The 19,628-nt window shown below is 43.5% G+C and carries 21 protein-coding genes and 1 tRNA gene; 1 reads left to right on the forward strand and 21 read right to left on the reverse strand.

All coding sequences use genetic code 11. The features are described from left to right. Window positions 1–2 precede the first annotated feature (2 nt). From G6554_RS05610 to G6554_RS05635, 6 genes are all read right to left on the reverse strand, one after another. A complete protein-coding gene (locus G6554_RS05610) occupies window positions 3–1,187 on the reverse strand; it encodes a phosphoglycerate kinase (RefSeq protein ID WP_166239602.1) in 1,185 nt (394 codons plus the stop codon). Between the two features lie 108 nt (window positions 1,188–1,295). Continuing rightward, window positions 1,296–2,303, reverse strand: a complete 1,008-nt coding sequence (gap, locus tag G6554_RS05615) for a type I glyceraldehyde-3-phosphate dehydrogenase (RefSeq protein ID WP_166239604.1) — start codon at window positions 2,301–2,303, stop codon at window positions 1,296–1,298. A 50-nt stretch (window positions 2,304–2,353) separates the two neighbouring features. Further along, window positions 2,354–3,376: a sugar-binding transcriptional regulator gene (locus tag G6554_RS05620; protein WP_166239606.1), complete on the reverse strand. Its 1,023-nt coding sequence runs from the start codon at window positions 3,374–3,376 to the stop codon at window positions 2,354–2,356. Between the two features lie 141 nt (window positions 3,377–3,517). Further along, complete coding sequence (locus G6554_RS05625; protein ID WP_166239608.1) at window positions 3,518–3,766, reverse strand: glutaredoxin family protein; 249 nt, start codon at window positions 3,764–3,766, stop codon at window positions 3,518–3,520. A 14-nt stretch (window positions 3,767–3,780) separates the two neighbouring features. After that, window positions 3,781–5,103, reverse strand: coding sequence for an RNA polymerase factor sigma-54 (gene rpoN / locus G6554_RS05630; protein WP_166239610.1), 1,323 nt, complete (start codon window positions 5,101–5,103; stop codon window positions 3,781–3,783). 133 nt (window positions 5,104–5,236) lie between these two features. After that, window positions 5,237–5,308 (reverse strand) — tRNA-Arg (locus G6554_RS05635). Window positions 5,309–5,513: 205 nt separating this feature from the next. Here G6554_RS05635 and clpP point away from each other — a divergent pair. Next, window positions 5,514–6,119: an ATP-dependent Clp endopeptidase proteolytic subunit ClpP gene (gene clpP, locus G6554_RS05640; RefSeq protein ID WP_166239612.1), complete on the forward strand. Its 606-nt coding sequence runs from the start codon at window positions 5,514–5,516 to the stop codon at window positions 6,117–6,119. A 102-nt stretch (window positions 6,120–6,221) separates the two neighbouring features. On the opposite strand, the gene G6554_RS05645 is transcribed toward clpP, so the two are convergent. From G6554_RS05645 to G6554_RS05715, 15 genes are all read right to left on the reverse strand, one after another. Further along, window positions 6,222–6,479 carry an HPr family phosphocarrier protein gene (locus tag G6554_RS05645; protein WP_166239614.1) on the reverse strand — a complete coding sequence of 86 codons (258 nt, stop codon included), beginning with the start codon at window positions 6,477–6,479 and terminating at the stop codon, window positions 6,222–6,224. A gap of 56 nt (window positions 6,480–6,535) precedes the next feature. Beyond that, a complete protein-coding gene (whiA, locus tag G6554_RS05650) occupies window positions 6,536–7,495 on the reverse strand; it encodes a DNA-binding protein WhiA (protein ID WP_166239616.1) in 960 nt (319 codons plus the stop codon). A 62-nt stretch (window positions 7,496–7,557) separates the two neighbouring features. Beyond that, window positions 7,558–8,544: a gluconeogenesis factor YvcK family protein gene (locus tag G6554_RS05655; protein ID WP_166239617.1), complete on the reverse strand. Its 987-nt coding sequence runs from the start codon at window positions 8,542–8,544 to the stop codon at window positions 7,558–7,560. Next, window positions 8,541–9,434, reverse strand: a complete 894-nt coding sequence (gene rapZ / locus G6554_RS05660; protein WP_166239619.1) for an RNase adapter RapZ — start codon at window positions 9,432–9,434, stop codon at window positions 8,541–8,543. The genes G6554_RS05655 and rapZ overlap by 4 nt, the downstream gene beginning before the upstream one ends. 58 nt (window positions 9,435–9,492) lie before the next feature. Then, a complete protein-coding gene (locus G6554_RS05665) occupies window positions 9,493–9,951 on the reverse strand; it encodes an NUDIX hydrolase (protein WP_166239621.1) in 459 nt (152 codons plus the stop codon). A gap of 392 nt (window positions 9,952–10,343) precedes the next feature. After that, window positions 10,344–11,294 carry a thioredoxin-disulfide reductase gene (trxB, locus tag G6554_RS05670; protein WP_166239623.1) on the reverse strand — a complete coding sequence of 317 codons (951 nt, stop codon included), beginning with the start codon at window positions 11,292–11,294 and terminating at the stop codon, window positions 10,344–10,346. Window positions 11,295–11,393: 99 nt separating this feature from the next. After that, complete coding sequence (locus G6554_RS05675; RefSeq protein ID WP_166239625.1) at window positions 11,394–12,887, reverse strand: tetratricopeptide repeat protein; 1,494 nt, start codon at window positions 12,885–12,887, stop codon at window positions 11,394–11,396. A 102-nt stretch (window positions 12,888–12,989) separates the two neighbouring features. Beyond that, on the reverse strand, window positions 12,990–13,607 hold the full coding sequence (gene hisIE / locus G6554_RS05680) for a bifunctional phosphoribosyl-AMP cyclohydrolase/phosphoribosyl-ATP diphosphatase HisIE (protein WP_166239627.1): 618 nt from the start codon (window positions 13,605–13,607) through the stop codon (window positions 12,990–12,992). Beyond that, on the reverse strand, window positions 13,604–14,365 hold the full coding sequence (gene hisF / locus G6554_RS05685; RefSeq protein ID WP_166239629.1) for an imidazole glycerol phosphate synthase subunit HisF: 762 nt from the start codon (window positions 14,363–14,365) through the stop codon (window positions 13,604–13,606). Before hisF ends, hisIE begins: the two co-directional genes overlap by 4 nt. After that, window positions 14,362–15,093, reverse strand: a complete 732-nt coding sequence (gene hisA, locus G6554_RS05690) for a 1-(5-phosphoribosyl)-5-[(5-phosphoribosylamino)methylideneamino]imidazole-4-carboxamide isomerase (RefSeq protein ID WP_166239631.1) — start codon at window positions 15,091–15,093, stop codon at window positions 14,362–14,364. Before hisA ends, hisF begins: the two co-directional genes overlap by 4 nt. Continuing rightward, window positions 15,090–15,716 carry an imidazole glycerol phosphate synthase subunit HisH gene (gene hisH, locus G6554_RS05695; protein WP_166239633.1) on the reverse strand — a complete coding sequence of 209 codons (627 nt, stop codon included), beginning with the start codon at window positions 15,714–15,716 and terminating at the stop codon, window positions 15,090–15,092. The genes hisA and hisH overlap by 4 nt, the downstream gene beginning before the upstream one ends. A 99-nt stretch (window positions 15,717–15,815) precedes the next feature. Beyond that, a complete protein-coding gene (hisB, locus tag G6554_RS05700; protein WP_166239635.1) occupies window positions 15,816–16,403 on the reverse strand; it encodes an imidazoleglycerol-phosphate dehydratase HisB in 588 nt (195 codons plus the stop codon). Between the two features lie 40 nt (window positions 16,404–16,443). Next, on the reverse strand, window positions 16,444–17,715 hold the full coding sequence (gene hisD, locus G6554_RS05705) for a histidinol dehydrogenase (RefSeq protein ID WP_166239638.1): 1,272 nt from the start codon (window positions 17,713–17,715) through the stop codon (window positions 16,444–16,446). A 15-nt stretch (window positions 17,716–17,730) separates the two neighbouring features. Next, the gene (gene hisG, locus G6554_RS05710; protein WP_166239640.1) at window positions 17,731–18,354 is read right to left on the reverse strand and encodes an ATP phosphoribosyltransferase; all 624 of its coding nucleotides are present in this window, start codon (window positions 18,352–18,354) and stop codon (window positions 17,731–17,733) included. Next, window positions 18,347–19,537, reverse strand: a complete 1,191-nt coding sequence (locus tag G6554_RS05715; RefSeq protein WP_481747906.1) for an ATP phosphoribosyltransferase regulatory subunit — start codon at window positions 19,535–19,537, stop codon at window positions 18,347–18,349. The genes hisG and G6554_RS05715 overlap by 8 nt, the downstream gene beginning before the upstream one ends. Between the last annotated feature and the right edge of the window lie 91 nt (window positions 19,538–19,628).

Here is a 19,628-nt window from a genome sequence, read left to right on the forward strand (position 1 = left end):
GATTATTTATCGTTCAATGCCACGACACCAGGAAGTGCTTTACCTTCGATGAACTCAAGGGATGCGCCGCCGCCTGTTGAAATATGGCTCATTTTTTCGGCTAGGCCAAATTTTTCAGCAGCTGCTGCTGAGTCGCCGCCGCCAATGACTGAATATGTACCCTCTGCTTCGGCAAGCGCCTCCGCAACAGCCTTGGTGCCACCGGCAAATTTGTCAATTTCAAATACGCCCATTGGTCCATTCCAGATAACCAATTTTGACTTTTGAATGACATCACGGTAGATTTCTGCTGTTTTTGGTCCAATATCAAGAGCTTCCCAATCTGCAGGAATTTCTTCAATTGCTACTACTTTAGAGTTTGCATCTGCTGAGAAATCATCCGCAACAATTGCATCTACCGGCATGTAGAAATTAACTCCTTTTGCCTTTGCTTTTTCCATAAAGGATTTCGCAAGATCAATCTTATCGGCTTCAAGCAGAGATTTTCCAATTTCGTGGCCCTGTGCTTTAACAAATGTGTAAGCTAATCCGCCGCCAATAATTAAATTGTCGACAAGTTCTAACAGATTTTCAATGACACCAATCTTGTCCTTTACCTTCGCACCACCGATGATCGCTGTAAAAGGACGTTCTGGATTAGAAAGAGCCTTTCCAAGTACATCAAGTTCCTTCTCCATCAAAAAGCCGGAAACAGCTGGAAGGTAATGTGCAACGCCTTCTGTTGAGGCATGGGCGCGGTGCGCTGCACCAAATGCGTCGTTTACATACACATCAGCAAGCTCTGCAAATGCTTTAGCAAGTTCAGGATCATTCTTTTCTTCACCAGGGTAGAAACGAACGTTTTCAAGCAGGAGTACATCGCCCTCACCCATGGAGCCGATGACGGCTTTAACGGAATCTCCGTATGCTTCATCCACTTTTTTCACGTCTTTGCCAAGAAGCTCAGCCAGTCTAATACCAACTGGAGTTAAGCGCATTTCTTCGACCACTTTTCCTTTTGGACGGCCGAAATGGCTTGCTAAAATGACCTTTGCGCCTTGCTCCATTAAATACTGAATCGTTGGCAATGCGGCACGGATCCGTGTTTCATCGGTAATCTTCCCATCCTGCATCGGGACGTTAAAATCCACCCGGCAAAATACGCGTTTCCCTTTTACATCGATATCTTTAAGTGTTTTCTTGTTCATGTAAAGGACCTCCTTAAAGTATTGGCTGCTGAAAATGACAGTAAAAAAGGGAGGGGGGCACCAACTCCCCGCTCCCCTTTGGAAAACCTTACGCTCTAAAAATAATTTTTATAGGCCTTTTGAAGCAATGTAATCAACAAGGTCTACTACGCGGTTTGAGTAACCAACTTCGTTGTCGTACCAAGAAAGTACTTTTACCATGTTGCCTTCAAGAACCATTGTTGATAATGCATCAATAGTAGAAGAAGCCGTGCTGCCATTATAGTCTGTAGAAACCAATGGAAGCTCACTGTAAGCTAAAATTCCTTTTAAAGGACCTTCAGCAGCTGTTCTTAATGCAGCATTTACTTCTTCAGCTGTTACCTCTTTATCTAATTCCATTACTAAGTCCACAATTGAAACGTTTGGAGTTGGAACACGCATTGCCATACCGTTCAATTTACCCTTAAGTTCTGGTAATACTAGTGAAACTGCTTTTGCAGCACCAGTTGAAGTAGGAATCATGTTTTCAGCTGCTGCACGTGCACGACGGTAGTCCTTGTGTGGCAAGTCAAGGATTTGTTGGTCATTTGTGTAAGAGTGAATTGTTGTCATCATACCGCGCTTAATTCCGAATGTATCATTTAATACTTTTGCAAACGGTGCTAAGCAGTTTGTTGTACAAGAAGCGTTTGATAGTACGTGGTGGTTGTTTGCATCGTATTTGTCTTCGTTAACACCCATAACGATTGTAATATCTTCGTTATTTGCTGGTGCTGAGATAATAACCTTTTTAGCGCCTGCTTCAAGGTGTTTCGCTGCATCTTCGCGTTTTGTGAAACGGCCAGTTGATTCAACAACTACATCAACACCAAGGTCGCCCCAGCCAAGTTGTGCAGGATCGCGTTCAGCGATAACTTTTACTTTGTGTCCGCCGACAACTAGGTATTCGCCGTCAACTGTTACGTCTTCTGCAAGTGTTCCGTGAACTGTGTCATATTTTAAAAGATGTGCAAGCATGTTTGCATCTGTTAAATCGTTGATTGCTACGATTTCCACATTGCTATTGTTTAATGCCGCACGAAATACGTTACGACCAATACGTCCAAATCCATTAATTCCAACTTTTACTGCCATGATAAAATTCCTCCTTTTATTGGGTAAAGATATATTTTTTTAAAAAGGATTTACCCTTTCAATAACCGTTTTGCCACACCTTCATCTGTTATTAATATAGTAGATGCCGGTGCTTTTTTCAGATATGCCTTAATTGCCTTTGCCTTCGATGCCCCGCCTGCCACAGCAATGACATTCGGGATATGAGCAAGGTCTTCAAGTTGCAGTCCAATGGTTAAAACCTTATGGACAATCTCACCTTGTTCATTGAAATAATAGCCAAAAGCTTCGCCGACTGCTTTCCCGATTTCTAGCTTTTGCTTAAGTTTCGGGTTGGATTTCCGCCGCTCAGCCATTGTGATAGCATCCCCAATTCCATGGATAACCATGCTTGCGGATTGAATTAAGGTCAAGACTTCGTGAATATCGGGTTCTTTGATGAATGATTCGTAAATTTCGGAACTGACCTGATCCGGAACGTATAAAACACGATACTTTGAATCTGTGTTTTTTGCCATATTCGAGCAAATCGTATTCGCTTGATTGGCCACATCTTCGCCAACCCCGCCGCGTGCCGGAACGAAAAGAATCTCTTTGTGTTGATGATTGGTTGTTAATCGCTCAGCAACAGCAGCCATGGTGGATCCGCCAGTAACAGCGATGATATTTTTCCCGCCTAAAAGCTTTTTCATGCAAAGCGCACACGCCCTGCCTAATTCGCCTTTGACCAGTGGTGACTCATCACTATCTCCGGGTACAATGATGACTTTCTTAATGCCGAGCTGATGTTTTAATTCCAACTCCATTACATCAATACCCTTTAACTCACGCATCAAACCATCTAAATCCTCGAGTAAATTTTTCCCTTCAGAGGTTAAACTCATTCCCACATTATTTGCGTAAATAAGATCTTGCTCTTTGAGGAAGTCTACTTCACTACGAAGAATCCTTTCGGTGAAGCCAAGACTTACGGCTAGGCTTCTTCTTCCCACCGGCTGCATTAAGCCAATGTGCCTTAGAATGGTATATCGCTTTTGCAGCACTTGCAGGAGATCGGGTAGTAATCTTTTTTGAATATCGATAAATGACTGCATGAATGCATGCTCCTTTATTCTATGTAGTTGGTCCGAAAATGTCCACCGTAGACATATTATGTCCCACCTACACTAAAAAAAATCACCCCTTGTACGTTTTTAATTGTAACAGGAGTGAAACCCTATTTCAACACATTTGACTCAGTTTTTTTCCTGTAAACGGTTACTAATGGCAAATTTATCAACAAAGCCAAATCCAACCTCTTCTCCGTCAAGATGAACTACCGGAATCATCAATCCGTAACGCTCGGTTAATTCATCGCTCGTTTCGATATCGATTTCTTCGAGCCTAAAATTCCATTCCTGTTTCAGCTCATCTAGGGTAGCTTTCGCTTTGTCACATAATGGGCAGCGATTCCGTGTATATAAAGTGATCGTCGTTTGTGTCATCGTTAAATTCCTTTCTAATTGAACCTTTTTCGTTTGGATGAAGATTGGATTCCTAGTTGATCGCGGTACTTTGCAATCGTACGCCTTGAGACAACGATCCCTTCCATCTCCTTTAATTGTTCCACAATTTCTTGATCTGATAATGGTTTTTCCTTATTTTCTTGTTCTATTAATTTACTAATCTTATTTTTCACTTGCGTAGATGAAGTATTCTCTTCCGCTGCAACAGTCTGAATCGTGCTTGTAAAAAATGTTTTTAATGCAAAGGTTCCAATTGGTGTTTGCACATATTTTTCCCGAACTGCACGGCTTACCGTTGATTCATGAATATTTAGTTCCGCTGCCACTTCCTTCATGGTCATAGGGACTAAATAGTTTGTTCCTTTTTGAAAAAAAGCCAATTGCTTTTCAACCATTTTGGAGACTACCCTTGTTAGAGTTTCCTTCCGTTGTTCAATACTTTTTAAAATCCACTGATAATCCTGGACCTTATCCTCCAAAAAACGGCTGACCTGCTGATTCTGATCTTTGAATTTTTTATAATATTTTTCATTAAACCCGATTCTTGGCAGGGTATCATCGGACATTCGCACCGTGAGGCCTGCTGCTGATTGCTCAACGATCGCATCGGGAATAATATACGATGTCGTTTCTTTCCCAAGCAGCGCCCCTGGCTTTGGGTTAAGCAATTGAATTTGGTCAAATATATCTTGAATATCCTTTAGGGTTACTTTCAGTTCTTTGGCAATCTGCTTCCATTTCTTATCTGCAAATGGGACAAAAAAGTCAGTAAGTATGCGCTGGGCCAACTCATTATTGGGATTTTCATAATACACTTGGATCAAGAGACACTCTTGAAGATCCCTTGCACCGATCCCCGCCGGTTCAAGCGTTTGAATCACTGCTAAACAATCTTCTACTACCTCTTCCTCTGCTTTAAGTTTATGGGCAATTTCACTAACGTTTCCTGTAAAGTAACCGTTTTCATCTATGTTTTGAATAAGATGACGGATTATTTTTACTTGCTCTGCCGAAAGGTTTGAACTGTTAATTTGTGAGAGTAAATGGTCCTCTAATGAAAAAGGTTTATCGGCAATTTGTTCGATCCAGTCCTTTTCTGCTTTTTGATGCCGCTTCGGTTTACGATCCATGAGCGGATTCATCGGCTTCACATGGCCAGTTTCAATTTGCATGAGGGGATTTTCTAGTGCCTTATCTTCTAAAAAGGCAGTCAATTCCTGGGCCGAATATTGCAATAATGCAATCGCCTGTGACAATTCCTGTGTCATCGTTAATTTTAACGTTTGCTGCTGCCATAAACCTGCCTTTAAGTTCATCCGTCTCCCCCCTCATTACCATTTTACACGATAAAGCGGATTTCGTGTATGGGAAATTGCCTTCGTAATGGTTCACGTTCATTTTTGTAAAAATAAAAGCCCCCTGTTTACTGGAAACAGGGGGCTTTGATGACGCGCTCGGAGGGAATCGAACCCCCATTTTAAGAACCGGAATCTTACGTGCTATCCGTTGCACCACGAGCGCTAAATTGTAGCGACTTACATATTATATGCTAGATCGACTAACATTGCAAGTGAATTGTAGGTTTAAAAATAGCAGAAATGGATATGATGAGTTAGGGAAAGTTGTCGAAGTTTTTTAAAGTCGAATTGTTTGACCTTTATTGACCATCAGTGTATGATTACATTACATATTATTATTACCTTTTCCATTCAAAGGAGGAAGAAAAATGAATTTGATTCCTACAGTTATTGAACAAACAAACCGCGGCGAACGTGCCTATGACATTTATTCCCGTCTGTTAAAAGACCGGATCATTATGCTTGGCAGTGCCATCGATGACAATGTTTCCAATAGCATTGTAGCACAGTTATTATTTTTAGAAGCAGAAAATCCTGAAAAGGATATTACTCTTTACATCAATAGCCCTGGTGGAAGCATCACTGCCGGTATGGCTATTTATGATACTATGCAGTATATTAAAGCAGATGTATCAACGGTATGTATTGGTATGGCGGCTTCTATGGGTGCATTCTTACTTGCAGCCGGGGAAAAAGGCAAGCGTTATGCATTACCGAATGCGGAAGTCATGATTCACCAGCCACTTGGCGGTGCCCAAGGACAAGCAACGGAAATCGAGATTGCAGCAAAACGCATCCTCTTCCTTCGTGAAAAGTTAAACGGAATTCTTTCAGAGCGCACAGGTCAGCCGCTTGAAGTGATTCAACGCGATACCGACCGTGATAACTTCATGACTGCTGAGAGAGCAAAGGAATACGGCCTAATTGATAATATCGTTACCCGTAACCCTATTGAAAAAAAGGATAATAAATAATTTCATGAGCAACCGGCCTCCAGCCGGTTGCTTTTTTGTTTTTACCGATCTCGGGTATAAATAAAGGGTCCAGCCTGCTTAACGTGGCTGAACCCATTTTCTTTAATGTTCTTTTTCAATAAAATCTGTTAATACGTTGATGGCCCTGTCTTCATCATCGCCATCAGCGATAATGTTAATGACAACTCCTGACCCTACTGCTAGGCTCATTAAGCCCATGATGCTTTTCGCGTTAACCTTCTTGCCATCTTTCTCTAGGAAAATATCAGCTGAAAAACGGTTGGCTTCCTGCACAAAAAGTGCGGCTGGTCGTGCTTGAAGACCCGTTTTCAATTTTACCTCTACTTGTTTCACCAACATTATACAATTCCTCCTCATGGTCTATTTCTATTCTTTCTTATAACTAATTCACTATTTCACAAGCTTCCATGCTTTAACGCCATGTCCCCAGCGCGCAGTTTGTCTGCGATCTCATCAATTTTTCTCAAGCGATGATTAATTCCCGATTTACTGATGGTCCCGCCGGATACCATTTCCCCTAATTCTTTCAGAGTAACATCAGGATATTGAACACGAAGTTCAGCAATTTCTCTCAGTTTATCAGGCAAAATTTGCAAGCCCACATTGGCATCGATAAACCGGATGTTGTCAACCTGCCTGATGGAGGCGCCAATGGTTTTATTAAGATTGGCGGTTTCACAGTTTACCAGACGATTAACGGAATTCCGCATATCCCTGACAATTCTGACATCCTCAAAGCGAAGCAGAGCGTTATGAGCCCCAACAATATTAAGAAATTCCGTAATTTTCTCGGCTTCTTTTAAATAGGTGATAAAGCCCTTTTTTCGCTCAAGCGTTTTACTGTTTAATCCAAATGTATTCATCAATTCACATAAAGAGTCGTTATGTTCTTTATAAAGTGAAGAAATTTCCAAATGATAAGAAGACGTTTCTGGATTATTAACAGACCCCCCGGCAAGAAAGGCACCACGTAAATAAGAACGCTTACAACACTTCTTTTTTATCAATTCTGGTGAAATATCGTGAATAATGGTAAATCCTTCACCCAAAATTTTCATGTCCTCAAGAATTTGCTTTGCCTGCTGGGATAAACGAACGATGTATACGTTATTTTTCTTCAGGCGCATTTTCTTTCTAACTAAAAGCTCTACTTGAATTTGGTAGCTCTTCTTCAACAATGTATAAATTCTTCTGGCAATCGCAGCATTTTCGGTTTGAATATCCACTACTAACTTACGATTTGAAAAGGACAGGGAACCGTTCATGCGAATCAATGCCGATAGCTCGGACTGAATGCAGCACGTTTTCACTTCCAAGTTCGTTAATTCCTTTTTTGTCTCCGAAGCGAAAGACATCCCCTCACCCCTTTATTTAAAAACCACTCTATTTTACAGCATTATAAACTTCACAATACTATCTACGCTTCATAACGCTTTTTGGTTTCATCTACAAGCAAATTATATAAAATGTTTGCCACTTTTTTCGGATCATGCCGTAACGCCCCATTTTCCTGATAGGCAATGTCAGCATGCACCACTTCAAGCCCAAGCTCAAACAACTGAGGCAAATCGTACAGAACCGGGTCGGCCAATTCTTCATTATAACGAAGCTGAATATGCTGTGGAATTTCTTCGTTATTCACGAGAATCGTATTAATAAAAGCACAGCTCATATGATCATAGATGGCCTTCACATGATCACTTGCTGTAAAGCCATGCGTTTCCCCTGCCTGCGTCATCAGGTTACATATATACACCTTTTTGGCATGGGAGCGACACAGCTCATCGCCTAAACGCGGGACAAGCAAATTGGGCAAAATACTGGTATACAAGCTGCCAGGGCCAATAATAATTAAGTCTGCCTGGCGAATCGCTTGAATCGACTCCGGCAAAGGGCGAATCGCCTTTTTAGAAGTTAAAAATACTCGTTTGATTCTTTTCCCAGAGTAAGGAATTTTCGATTCCCCGGAAACGATGGCGCCGTCCTCCATCTCTGCATGTAATACCACGCTCTGGTTTGCTGCTGGAAGTACCTTGCCGCGAACATTTAGGATCTTACTCATTTCCTGAATCGCATGAACGAAATTTCCGGTGATGGAGGTCATCGCCGCTAGGATTAAATTTCCAAGTGAATGTCCGGAAAGTTCATTCGATGTTTTGAAACGGTGCTGAAACATCTCCTCTACGAGTGGTTCCACATCTGACAGTGATGCCAGTACATTACGGATGTCACCAGGTGGAGGAATATGCAGATCCTCGCGCAAGCGCCCCGAGCTGCCGCCGTCATCCGCGACCGTCACAATAGCGGTAATATCGACAGGATACTGTTTTAATCCTCGTAATAAAACCGGTAATCCTGTTCCCCCGCCAATGACGACGATTCGAGGCTGTCCAAACTCTCTCATGTTGTTTTATCCTTTCTCTTCTCAATGTCACGGTGGGTGACGCATGTCTTATAATCATTTTGGAAAAATCGGCCCAAGTACTCTGCTAAGGTAACAGATCGATGCTGGCCGCCGGTACAGCCAATCGCAATCACCAGCTGTGCTTTCCCTTCTCTTTTATAATGTGGAAGCATGAAGCTGAGTAAGTCCGTCAATTTTTCTAGAAATTTATTGGTTTCATTCCATTTTAGGACATAGCTTGAGACCTCTTCATCCAAGCCTGTTAATGGACGCATGTGTTCAATATAAAAAGGATTTGGCAGGAAGCGCACATCAAATACAAGATCCGCATCAATCGGAATCCCGTGCTTAAAGCCAAACGACATGACATTGACAGTAAAGATTAATTGTTTATTTGCCGTAAACTCCGTTAATATTTTCTCACGTAATTCACGCGGTTTCATCTGGGAAGTATTGTAAATCAATTGTGCCCGGCCTTTTAATCCCTCAAGAAGCTCTCGTTCGAGCGTGATACCCTCAAGAGGTAAGCCTGAATGGGCAAGTGGATGTGACCGCCTTGTTTCCTTATACCGGCGTACTAATGTAGAATCATCCGCATCTAAAAAAAGAATCTGCGGTGTCACCCAGGATGTTTCCGCCAGGTCATCGAGGGCTTTAAAGAGATGATCAAAGAATTCTCTCCCTCTTAGATCCATGACAAGGGCAACTTTATTCATTTTATTCCCTGATTCCTTCATAAGTTCAAGGAATTTTGGAAGTAATGTGGGAGGCAGGTTATCAACACAGAAGAATCCTAAGTCTTCAAAGCTTTGAATGGCTACCGTTTTTCCAGCCCCAGACATTCCGGTAATGATGACCATCTGGATTTCACTTGTCGAACCGGTACTCATGGCAATTCCTCCTATTATTGTCCAGCGGAAGCACCCTAAGGCGCTTCCGCTTTTCTTATTAACTTGGATCTAATCGATAACTAATGAGTTCAAAATCTTTTGTATAAGTAAAAGTGCCGTAAATGATTCCATTTCCATGAATCATGTAATCAATGATATGTAGATCGCCCGCAGCCATCGGCAGACTTTTAATCTGATCAAACGGCTGCCATGCCAGCTTTCCTTCTTCCGATTCATCTAAATCGATGCCATCTGAATCGGTGGCAACAAAGGTAAACATCATCCACTCGGAAAGGAGCTCGTCGCTTTCTTTCATAATCATCGTAAAAATACCTTTTAATTGTGGGTTTTTTAAATAAATACCCGTTTCTTCACGGAATTCCCGAATGCAAGAGTCACGAACCGACTCGCCCGGCTCCATTTTCCCGCCAGGAGCCACCCACCAGCCACGGCGCGGTTTCTGCAGCAACAATATTTGATTGTTTCTAATTAATACACAATTCGTCACCCGCTGCATGTATTCACCCTCTTAATAAAGCGCAAGCGCCTTGACTAGGGCTCGAGCTATAATCCAAAACAATCTGCTAATTTATTCATTTCATTATACTATTTTTAGAATCCAGTCACAATGAATACAAAATTGATATTTCTGTTAACTTTATTTGGTGCCTGTCACCATTTCTACATTTCCGACTATGCAAACGCAGAAAATGGTGCCTGACACCACCTTTAGGCATAAAAAAAGAGCACAAGCTGCTGGGCCTGTGCAGGAAAGGTATATATTTTAAAAGGGGGTCAATTTCTCTTATCATACCCTATCTTTATTTCACCACTGTTACAGGATAGTTACTTTTTTATGAATTGTTTGGTCCGCGTAGTTTCCTGTTACGGCTCTTGGAAATGCCCAAGCTATTTCTTTAATTTCATTTCTTCTTTTAGCTCTTCTACATAATGCTGGGCACTTTGCGCAGCAATACTGCCGTCGCCAGTAGCCGTTACAATCTGACGCAACGTTTTTTCACGGATATCTCCAGCGGCGAAAATCCCCGGCACCTTCGTTTCCATGAGCTCATTCGTCTCAATGTAGCCATTTTCGTTGGTAATACCGATGCTTTCAAATGGTTTTGACAGCGGCAGCATCCCGATATAAATGAACACACCATCAGCAGGAAGTGTCTGCTCCTCACCATTTTGAGTTGAAACGAGCGTCACACTGCCAACCTTACCGTCTTTGTCATTTATCGATTTAATCGTGTGATTCCAAATAAAGTCCACTTTTTCGTTCGCAAAGGCACGGTCTTGGAGAATCTTTTGCGCACGCAACTTGTCACGTCGGTGAACAATGGTTACTTTAGAAGCAAAGCGAGTTAAATACACGCCTTCCTCAACAGCAGAGTCTCCGCCGCCAATGACGTAAAGTTCTTTTCCTTTAAAAAATGCCCCGTCACAAACGGCACAATAGGAAACACCGCGGCCGCCGAGCTCCTTTTCTCCTGGAACGCCGATTTTCTTATATTCAGCACCTGTTGTGATGATAACAGAATAGGCTTTATATTGTTTTGCGCCCGCAGTCACGATCTTGTAATCACCATGATCAACGATTCCTTTAATATCACCATAAGCATATTCAGCGCCAAACTTTTTGGCATGCTCAAACATTTTTGTTGATAAATCAGGTCCTAAAATACTTTCAAATCCTGGATAGTTCTCGACATCCTCGGTATTGGCCATTTGCCCGCCCGGAACTCCGCGCTCAATCATGAGTGTGGAAAGATTTGCGCGTGATGTATACACAGCGGCTGTCATCCCCGCAGGACCAGCCCCAGCAATAATAACGTCATAAATTTTTTCTTCAGTCATTAAGGTTCACTCCTAACTTATATATAAAAAAATACGATTAAGTATTATCATTCCCTACTTAATCGTAATAAACAATCTTATAATAGTCCATTTTTCTGCTTAATTTAAATAGTTATTCACTAATTTTACATATTTTCCGATGGTTGCGGGTGATAGACCGTAGCGCCCAGCCACTTCCAGCTGCGAAACCTTTTCGCTGCGCAGTTTATGCCACAAGTACTCGACTGCTGCTGCCCAGGCACGTTTATTTTTCAAATGGATATCCGCTTTAGATATTTCAACAAACACCGAAAACCACATTAAATACAACCCTGACTCAATGGCGCCTATTGGGTGGTAATTTTCATAAAAAATCTCAGCAATTTCCTGGGCGTCTGCGATCATCGATGGTTTTCCTGACCGAATCAACGAAATATACTCTTTTTCTAAAGAAGTAAATTTCTGATTTTGAAACAGACGCTTTGAGGTAATGATTTCTTCCTTTTTACTTGAAACAGTTGTCAGAAAAAGGGCAAATAATCGTTCTTCCACATAGTCACTTTCAAGTTTTTGGAAAATAGATCCCTTATAGTCCTCAAAGCCATTTGCCCGTGGATTTTTATCATTCCATGGCTCCAAGCCTTCCTTATCAGGCGTTATTTCGAGTACCTTTTTCCAGATGCTTTTCGCGAAATTTTCATAACCCGTGAAGTAAGCAGCATAGGAAAGCCAATAATAAAACGGACCATCCCCGTTAAAACCATGCCTATATAACTTTTTCAACCATATATATGCAAGCTCATATTCCCCGACCAAGGCAAAGGTTGCCCCTAGTTTGAATTGATACTCGCTAAGCAGCGGCTGGATTTTTTTCAATGGTTCCAATAATTCTGCAGCACTTTCTGACTGACCTTGATAATGCGCAAATACAAGCCTGTTGCATAGAGCATGAAGATTACCTGGATTTCGCTCCAGAACATCTTCTAAGATGGACTCCGCTCTTTCCACTTTTCCTAAATAAAAGTAAGCAAGCGCTAAATTGTTATAGGCGGACCAGTATTCCGGATATTCCTTTACGACCTCTTTTAACAGTTCAATGGCCTTTGGAAAATAGCCAGATTCCAGCAGCTCCCGCGCCTGTTCTTGTTTGATGATGAGATCATCCTCTTGATACAGTTCATCCTCAAAATCATCCGATTCCAAAGTGAGTAAATCAAGCAAATCCTCCGTGTCTTCCGAAAAATCACCATCAGGATCCAGCTGTAAATAGAGCTTACTGTGGTGGTATGCATCTTTAAAGAATCCCATATGGGCATAATTATTCGCTAAAAAGTAATGGCATTCTGCCATTTCCGGGTCAAGCTCTTCAATGACGAGGTGCAAGAGTCGGTTGGAATTTTCAAACTCGCCAAGTTCGGTTGACACAATCGCCAACTGGCATGTTATCATCGGTTCACCCGGCTCAAGCTGTATGGCTCGCCCAAGATATTTTTTTGCTTTTATAAAATCACGTCGATGGTATGCCTTTAGACCCTTCGTGAAATAATATTCCCCCGTAGGAACAAATGATAATAGTTTTCCTTTTTGCATTCTTGCCATCAAGTCTTTCACCATGAAGTCCTCCACATTTTTCAACATAACTTATGTAGTATACCATATTTAGGGGCTCTTCGAGAAGGGTCCTGTGATTTTGGCAAAAATAAAAAACCGGTGCGATTAGGACCGGTCTTTGTGTCTTTCTTCTAGTGTTCGTAAAACCTCTTTAAAGGGAAGTTCTTGTTCGACCAATAGCACTTGCAAGTGGTAAAGTAGGTCTGCCGCTTCCCACCTTAGCTCTTCATGGTCGCGGTTCTTGGCAGCGATAATCACCTCGGCGGCTTCCTCACCAACCTTTTTCAAAATTTTATCCACACCTTTTTCAAAAAGGTACGTTGTATAGGCCCCCTCGGGACGTTGTTGCTCTCGTTCCACGATCACTTTTTCAAGTGATTGTAAAATCTGATAGTCACTCAAGTTCGAGGTATTTTCCTCAATTCGTTCTGAAAAACAACTAACTGCTCCAGTATGACAAGCCGGGCCTTTTGGATAAACCAACACCAATAACGCATCTTGGTCGCAGTCGTAGTTGATGCTGACAACCGTTTGGGTATTGCCGCTTGTTGCTCCTTTGTGCCATAATTCCTGACGGGAACGGCTGTAAAACCACGTTTCCCCTGTTTCAATCGTTTTTGCCAGTGATTCCTCGTTCATATAGGCAAGTGTTAACACTTCTTTCGTTCCGGCATCCTGAATAATCGCTGGAACGAGGCCCTTTTCATCAAATCGAACATTCATCGTATGCTCACTCCTTTTTCCCGCAAATAGCTTTTCACTTCATCCACTGACGTTTCTTTGTAATGAAAAATTGAGGCCGCGAGGGCGGCATCGGCTTTTCCTGCTAAAAATGCCTCTTCAAAATGTTCGGCTTTTCCAGCTCCGCCTGAAGCGATGACCGGAATCGTGACGGCATCGCTAATTGCTTTCGTTAACTTTAAATCGAAGCCGTTTTTCTCACCATCGCTGTCCATGCTGGTTAATAGGATTTCACCAGCACCTAGTTCGGCCGCCTCTATTGCCCATTCCACAGCTGTTTTCTCTGTCGGTTTTCTGCCTCCATGGGTATAAACACGCCACGTTCCTATCGCTGGGTCAAATTTAGCATCGATAGCAACTACGATGCATTGTGAGCCAAAGTAGCCTGCGCCTTCACGAATCAAATCCGAATTTATAACGGCTGCCGTATTGAGCGACACCTTGTCTGCACCAGCCCGGAGGATTTTTTTCATGTCCTCCAGTGAATTGATGCCGCCGCCAACGGTAAAGGGAATCGCCAGTTCAGCGGCGACAGCCTTCACGACTTCAATCATCGTTTTCCTACCTTCTACCGATGCGGAGATATCTAGAAATACGAGCTCGTCCGCCCCTTGCTCATCGTAAAATCGGGCCAGTTCTACGGGATCGCCTGCATCACGAAGTTGAACAAATTGAATGCCCTTCACCACCCGGCCATCCTTCACATCAAGACAGGGAATAATCCGCTTTGTTAGTGTCATGAGCGTTTCACCTCTTCTAGTGCTTCCTTTAGGGTAAAACGATTTTCATATAGGGCTTTTCCAACGATTGCACCGCTTATATTTTTGGCGGTCGATAATGCCTTTAGATCAGCAAGACTGCTTACCCCGCCTGAAGCGATGACATTTTTGCCCGTTGTTTCGGCCATTTCACAAACCGCTGCAATATTGGGACCTGAAAGCGTGCCGTCGGTGGCAATGTCGGTAAAAATAAAGGTTTCAGCTCCCGCATCCGCAAACCGTTTTCCTAGTTCAACTGCCTTGAGGGCAGAGGTTTCAAGCCAGCCATGTGTCGCAACATAGCCGTTTTTCGCATCAATTCCGACTGCGATGTTTGACCCGTATTTTTTGATCATGTCGATGGCAAAGTTAGGATTGGAAACGGCAATACTGCCGATGATGACACGATTGACACCATTTTCAAGATAGTGATTGATATCTGCCTCCGAACGAATGCCCCCGCCAATCTGGATACTAACGTTAGCTAGCTTTTGGGCTGCAGTGATGACAAAACGGTCATTGACCCGTTTTCCATCCTTTGCTCCGTCAAGGTCAACCATATGGATCCATTCAGCACCTTCTGCTGCAAAGCTTTGTGCCATATCGAACGGGGAATCCCCATAGATGGTTTCTTGATCATAATCCCCTCGAAGGAGGCGGACGCAATTACCGCCCCGCATATCAATTGCCGGATAAATCGTGAAGCTCATTGTACCGCCTTCCTTTCCGAAGCCAATTGTAGAAAGTTATTCAGCAAGGCCATCCCAAGCCTGCTGCTCTTTTCAGGATGAAATTGCATGCCATAAATATTGTCTTTACCGACAACAGCAGATACCTGTTCATGATAGTCAGCTTTCGCAAAGAGCACTTCAGAATTTTCCGCATCGACAAAATAGGAATGCACGAAATAGACGTAATCCTCGTTCAAGTTTTTTAGTATTGGCGATTGTTTTGTGAACTCTAATTTATTCCAGCCCATTTGCGGGACTTTATAGGTTTCGCCTTGCTCTGTTTTGCCAGGAAACCGGCGGACACTTCCAGGTAGCAATCCCAAGCCTTTAGTAGGGCCATTTTCCTCACTTTGTTCAAACAACAGCTGCATACCGAGGCAGATGCCTAGGAGCGGTTTCCCGGTTGCGGCAAATTCTTTTATCGTCTCAATAGGAAGTCGTTCCATTGCGTCACGGAACGAGCCAACTCCCGGGAGAATCAAAGCATCCGCTTGAAGTAAATTCGATTTATCAGCGGAAATAAAATAATCAGCGTTTAATCGCTCTAAGGCCTTGCTCACACTAAAGAGATTTCCCATACCATAATCAACAATACCAATCATCGTGCCAGCCCCCTTTCTTTATAGACCGTTTTTAGTAGTGCCCGGCAACCGCTTTAAGCTTCCCACAGTGTCAAACTAGTTATTGGTGACAGGCACCATTTACAACATACCCTTAGTGGAAGGTACGCCTTTGATGCGCGGGTCGATGGTTGTGGCTTCATCGAGTGCCCGTCCCAGGGCTTTGAAGACGGCTTCGATCATGTGGTGCGTGTTTTTGCCATAATGGACGATGACATGGAGGTTCATCCGCGCCTCTAAGGCAAGCTTCCAAAGGAATTCGTGTACTAGTTCCGTATCAAAGGTCCCTACTTTCTGTCCCGGAAACTCGGCACGCATTTCGAGATGCGGGCGGTTGCTGAGATCGACCACAACCTGGGCCAGAGCTTCGTCCATCGGAACAAAGGCATTTCCATATCGTTTAATCCCCTTTTTGTCGCCTAAGGCTTCACGGAGTGCGTGTCCCAAACAAATACCGATATCTTCGGTTGTGTGGTGATCATCGACCTCGGTATCGCCTAGGGCGTCAACAGTCAGGTTAAATTGACCGTGTTTCGTGAATAAATCGAGCATATGGGTTAGGAATGGGACACCAGTTTCTAAATTCGACTGACCCTCTCCGTCAATTGCTAAGGATAGTTGGATTTTGGTTTCGTTTGTCTTTCGTTCAATACTTGCCGTTCTTTCCATGAAAGGGGCCTCCTTGAAATATCACTTTTCTCTACTACCATTAATCATTTGTCAGTCTTTTTTCCACTGCCCTCGCGTGTGCTTCGAGCCCTTCCGCACGGGCAAAAGCGGCGATTTTTGTGCCATTTTCTTTTAACGCTCGCTCACTGTAAACAATGACGCTAGATTTTTTCTGAAAATCATCCACATTCAGCGGGCTGGAGAACCGCGCCGTTCCGTTTGTCGGCAGTACATGGTTCGGGCCGGCAAAATAATCCCCAACGGGTTCAGAGCTATAACGACCAATAAATATAGCGCCAGCGTGACGAATCTTCCCAAGAAGCTCCATCGCATTTTCGGTGATAATTTCAAGGTGTTCAGGTGCTAACTGGTTCACCGTTTCAACTGCTTCTTCGAGATCTTTTGTTAGATAAATTGCCCCGTAATCCGCAATCGAACGGGAAGCAATTTCCCGCCGTGGCAGCAATGCCAGCTGCTTTTCAACTTCCACTGACACCTTTTGCGCTAACTCCACAGACGGCGTAACCAAAACACTACATGCCCGTGGGTCGTGCTCCGCCTGTGACAATAGGTCTGCGGCAACCTCATCCGCTTTAGCTGTTTCATCCGCTAAAACGGCAATCTCGCTCGGTCCGGCAATCATATCAATATCGACATCACCGAATACCTCTCGCTTTGCCAAGGCAACATAGATATTCCCGGGACCAGTAATTTTATCAACAGCGGCAATAGATTCAGTTCCGTAAGCAAGTGCCCCGATTGCCTGAGCACCGCCAATTTTATAGATTTCTTCCACACCAGCTTCTTTAGCCGCGACGAGCACTGCTGCCGGCAATTTCCCATCACTGTCAGGCGGCGATACCATCACGATTCGTTTCACTCCAGCCACTCTCGCCGGAATCACGTTCATCAACACCGATGATGGGTAGGCCGCTGTTCCACCGGGCACATATACACCAACGGAGTCTAGCGGAGTTATTTTTTGACCAAGAATCGTGCCATTTTCCTCCGTCGTCATCCATGATGGCCGGAGCTGCTTTTCATGGAAGGTCCGAATATTTGTGGCAGCCTCTCGAATGATCGTGATTAATCGTTCTTCTACTTCACCATAGGCTTCCTCGACTTCTTTTTCCGTAACGGAAAAAGAAGGAAGGTTGACCTGGTCGAATTTTTCCGTATATTCCCGTAATGCCTCGTCACCGCGGCCCCGAATTTCCGTAATAACTTTTTTTACAACAGCCTGCTGCTCGGAGGTACCCGCTTCAATCGAGCGTTTGATTGAAACAAGCTCATTTACATTCAGTATTTTCATATAAGAACCCCCCCATTAAACTACTTTACTAAGTCGATCCACCATTTCATCAATTTGCAAATCCTTTATGCGGTAACTGACAGGGTTCACAATGAAGCGCGATGTCACGTCAATAATTCTTTCATATTCGACAAGCCCATTTTCAATTAGCGTTCGGCCGGTTGATACAATATCAACAATTCGGTCAGATAAGCCAATTATCGGAGCAAGCTCAATCGATCCATTTAATTTGATGATTTCAACCTGTTCGCCTTGCTCACGAAAATAGGCTTCTGCGACTTTCGGGTATTTCGTTGCGACTCTTGGGGCCACTTCGTTCATTTTTGTGCCAGGGAGGCCGGCAACAGCCAAGTAGCAGTGGCTGATTTTGAGATCAAGGAGTTCGTATACATCGCGCTCCTCCTCAAGCAAGACATCCTTCCCGGCAATGCCAACATCAGCAACACCGTGCTCCACATATGTAGCGACATCCATTGGCTTTGCTAGGATAAACCGTAAACCCTCTTCGACCACATCAATAATCAATTTTCGTGAATCATCAAATTCGGGTGGCAGTTTATAGCCAGCATTTCGCAGCAGTTCAACAGCTTCTTCAAAAATACGCCCTTTCGGCATGGCAATCGTTAGGATGTCACTCATCAGCACTACCTCCAATTAGATAAGTAGTCCCGGAAAATCTCTTTGTAAAAGCATCCAGATTTTTTACACCGGTTATATCCTGAAGCACAGCCTTTTTCCCCTGTTCATGCATGTTCGATGCCATCAGAAAGGCTTCCTTCCGCCGCTCTTGGCTGAAAAAAATACAGTGAGTTGTATTTTCTACCTCTGAGCTTCCAAGCGCCTCAAGCAGCATATCAATTCGAACGGCAAATCCCGTGGCGCTAGCGGCCTTGCCAAACTTCTCCATTAAACTATAACGACCGCCATTTCCGAGCGGAAAGCCGACATTCCCGGCATAGGCTTCGAATAATATCCCTGAATAATAGCTCATATGGCTGACAATGGTAAAATCAAATTTCACAAATTGTTCGACACCGTAATCCTTAATGACATCCCACAGTTCTTTCAACTCAACAATAGCTTGCTTGCCTTTGTCATTTTCAATAATATCAAGGGCCTGACCGATGATTTCCTCACCGCCTCTTAATTGGAGGAGTTGCAAGAGTCTTTGCTTATCAATCGATGACAGCGGCAACGAATTCACATGTTCCCGATAGCCAACATAATTTTTTTCATATAAAAATTTACGCAATGCATCGGCACGGCCGTTGGTTCCGAGGATTTGCACGAACAGTTCCTGGGCAAAGCCAACATGACCAATCGATACTTGGAATTCGCTAAGACCCACTTTTTTTAAGGAGGAAATCAGCAAAGCGATCGCCTCTCCGTCACATGAAACGGTATCTTCATTTAGGCATTCAATCCCAATCTGCTCAAACTCTGCCGGCCGGCCCCCTTCGCGCTGCTGGGCACGGAATACATTCGCGGAGTAGGCTAATCTTACCGGTAGATCCTCATCTAATAGTTTGGAAGCCGCCACCCGGGCGATGGGTGCAGTCATATCAGGTCTGAGTACGAGTGTATGCCCTTCTTTATCAAGCAATTTAAACAGCTGCTGGTCAGCTATCGCTGAGGCTGCTCCAACGGTTTCGTAGTATTCAAGTGCCGGGGTTTCGATAAATTGGTAGCCCCAAAGTTTCATCGTTTCCGCCATTCTTGAGCGAACGCGATGCTTCTTTTCATATAACCCCGGCAGCGTATCACGCATCCCTAAAGGCTTTTCAAACATAAACAAGCGGCTCAATGTGTTCACCCTTTTCATTTTGCTTTAGTCTGCTAAATTGGTAGTATGTTAAAGATAATTATTAGTAGTGTACCCCTTGAATATCGATTCGTCAACGAAAAAATCTCAC

It is taken from the genome of Bacillus sp. MM2020_4, from assembly GCF_011250555.1.
In the GTDB taxonomy this organism is placed as follows: domain Bacteria; phylum Bacillota; class Bacilli; order Bacillales; family Cytobacillaceae; genus Neobacillus.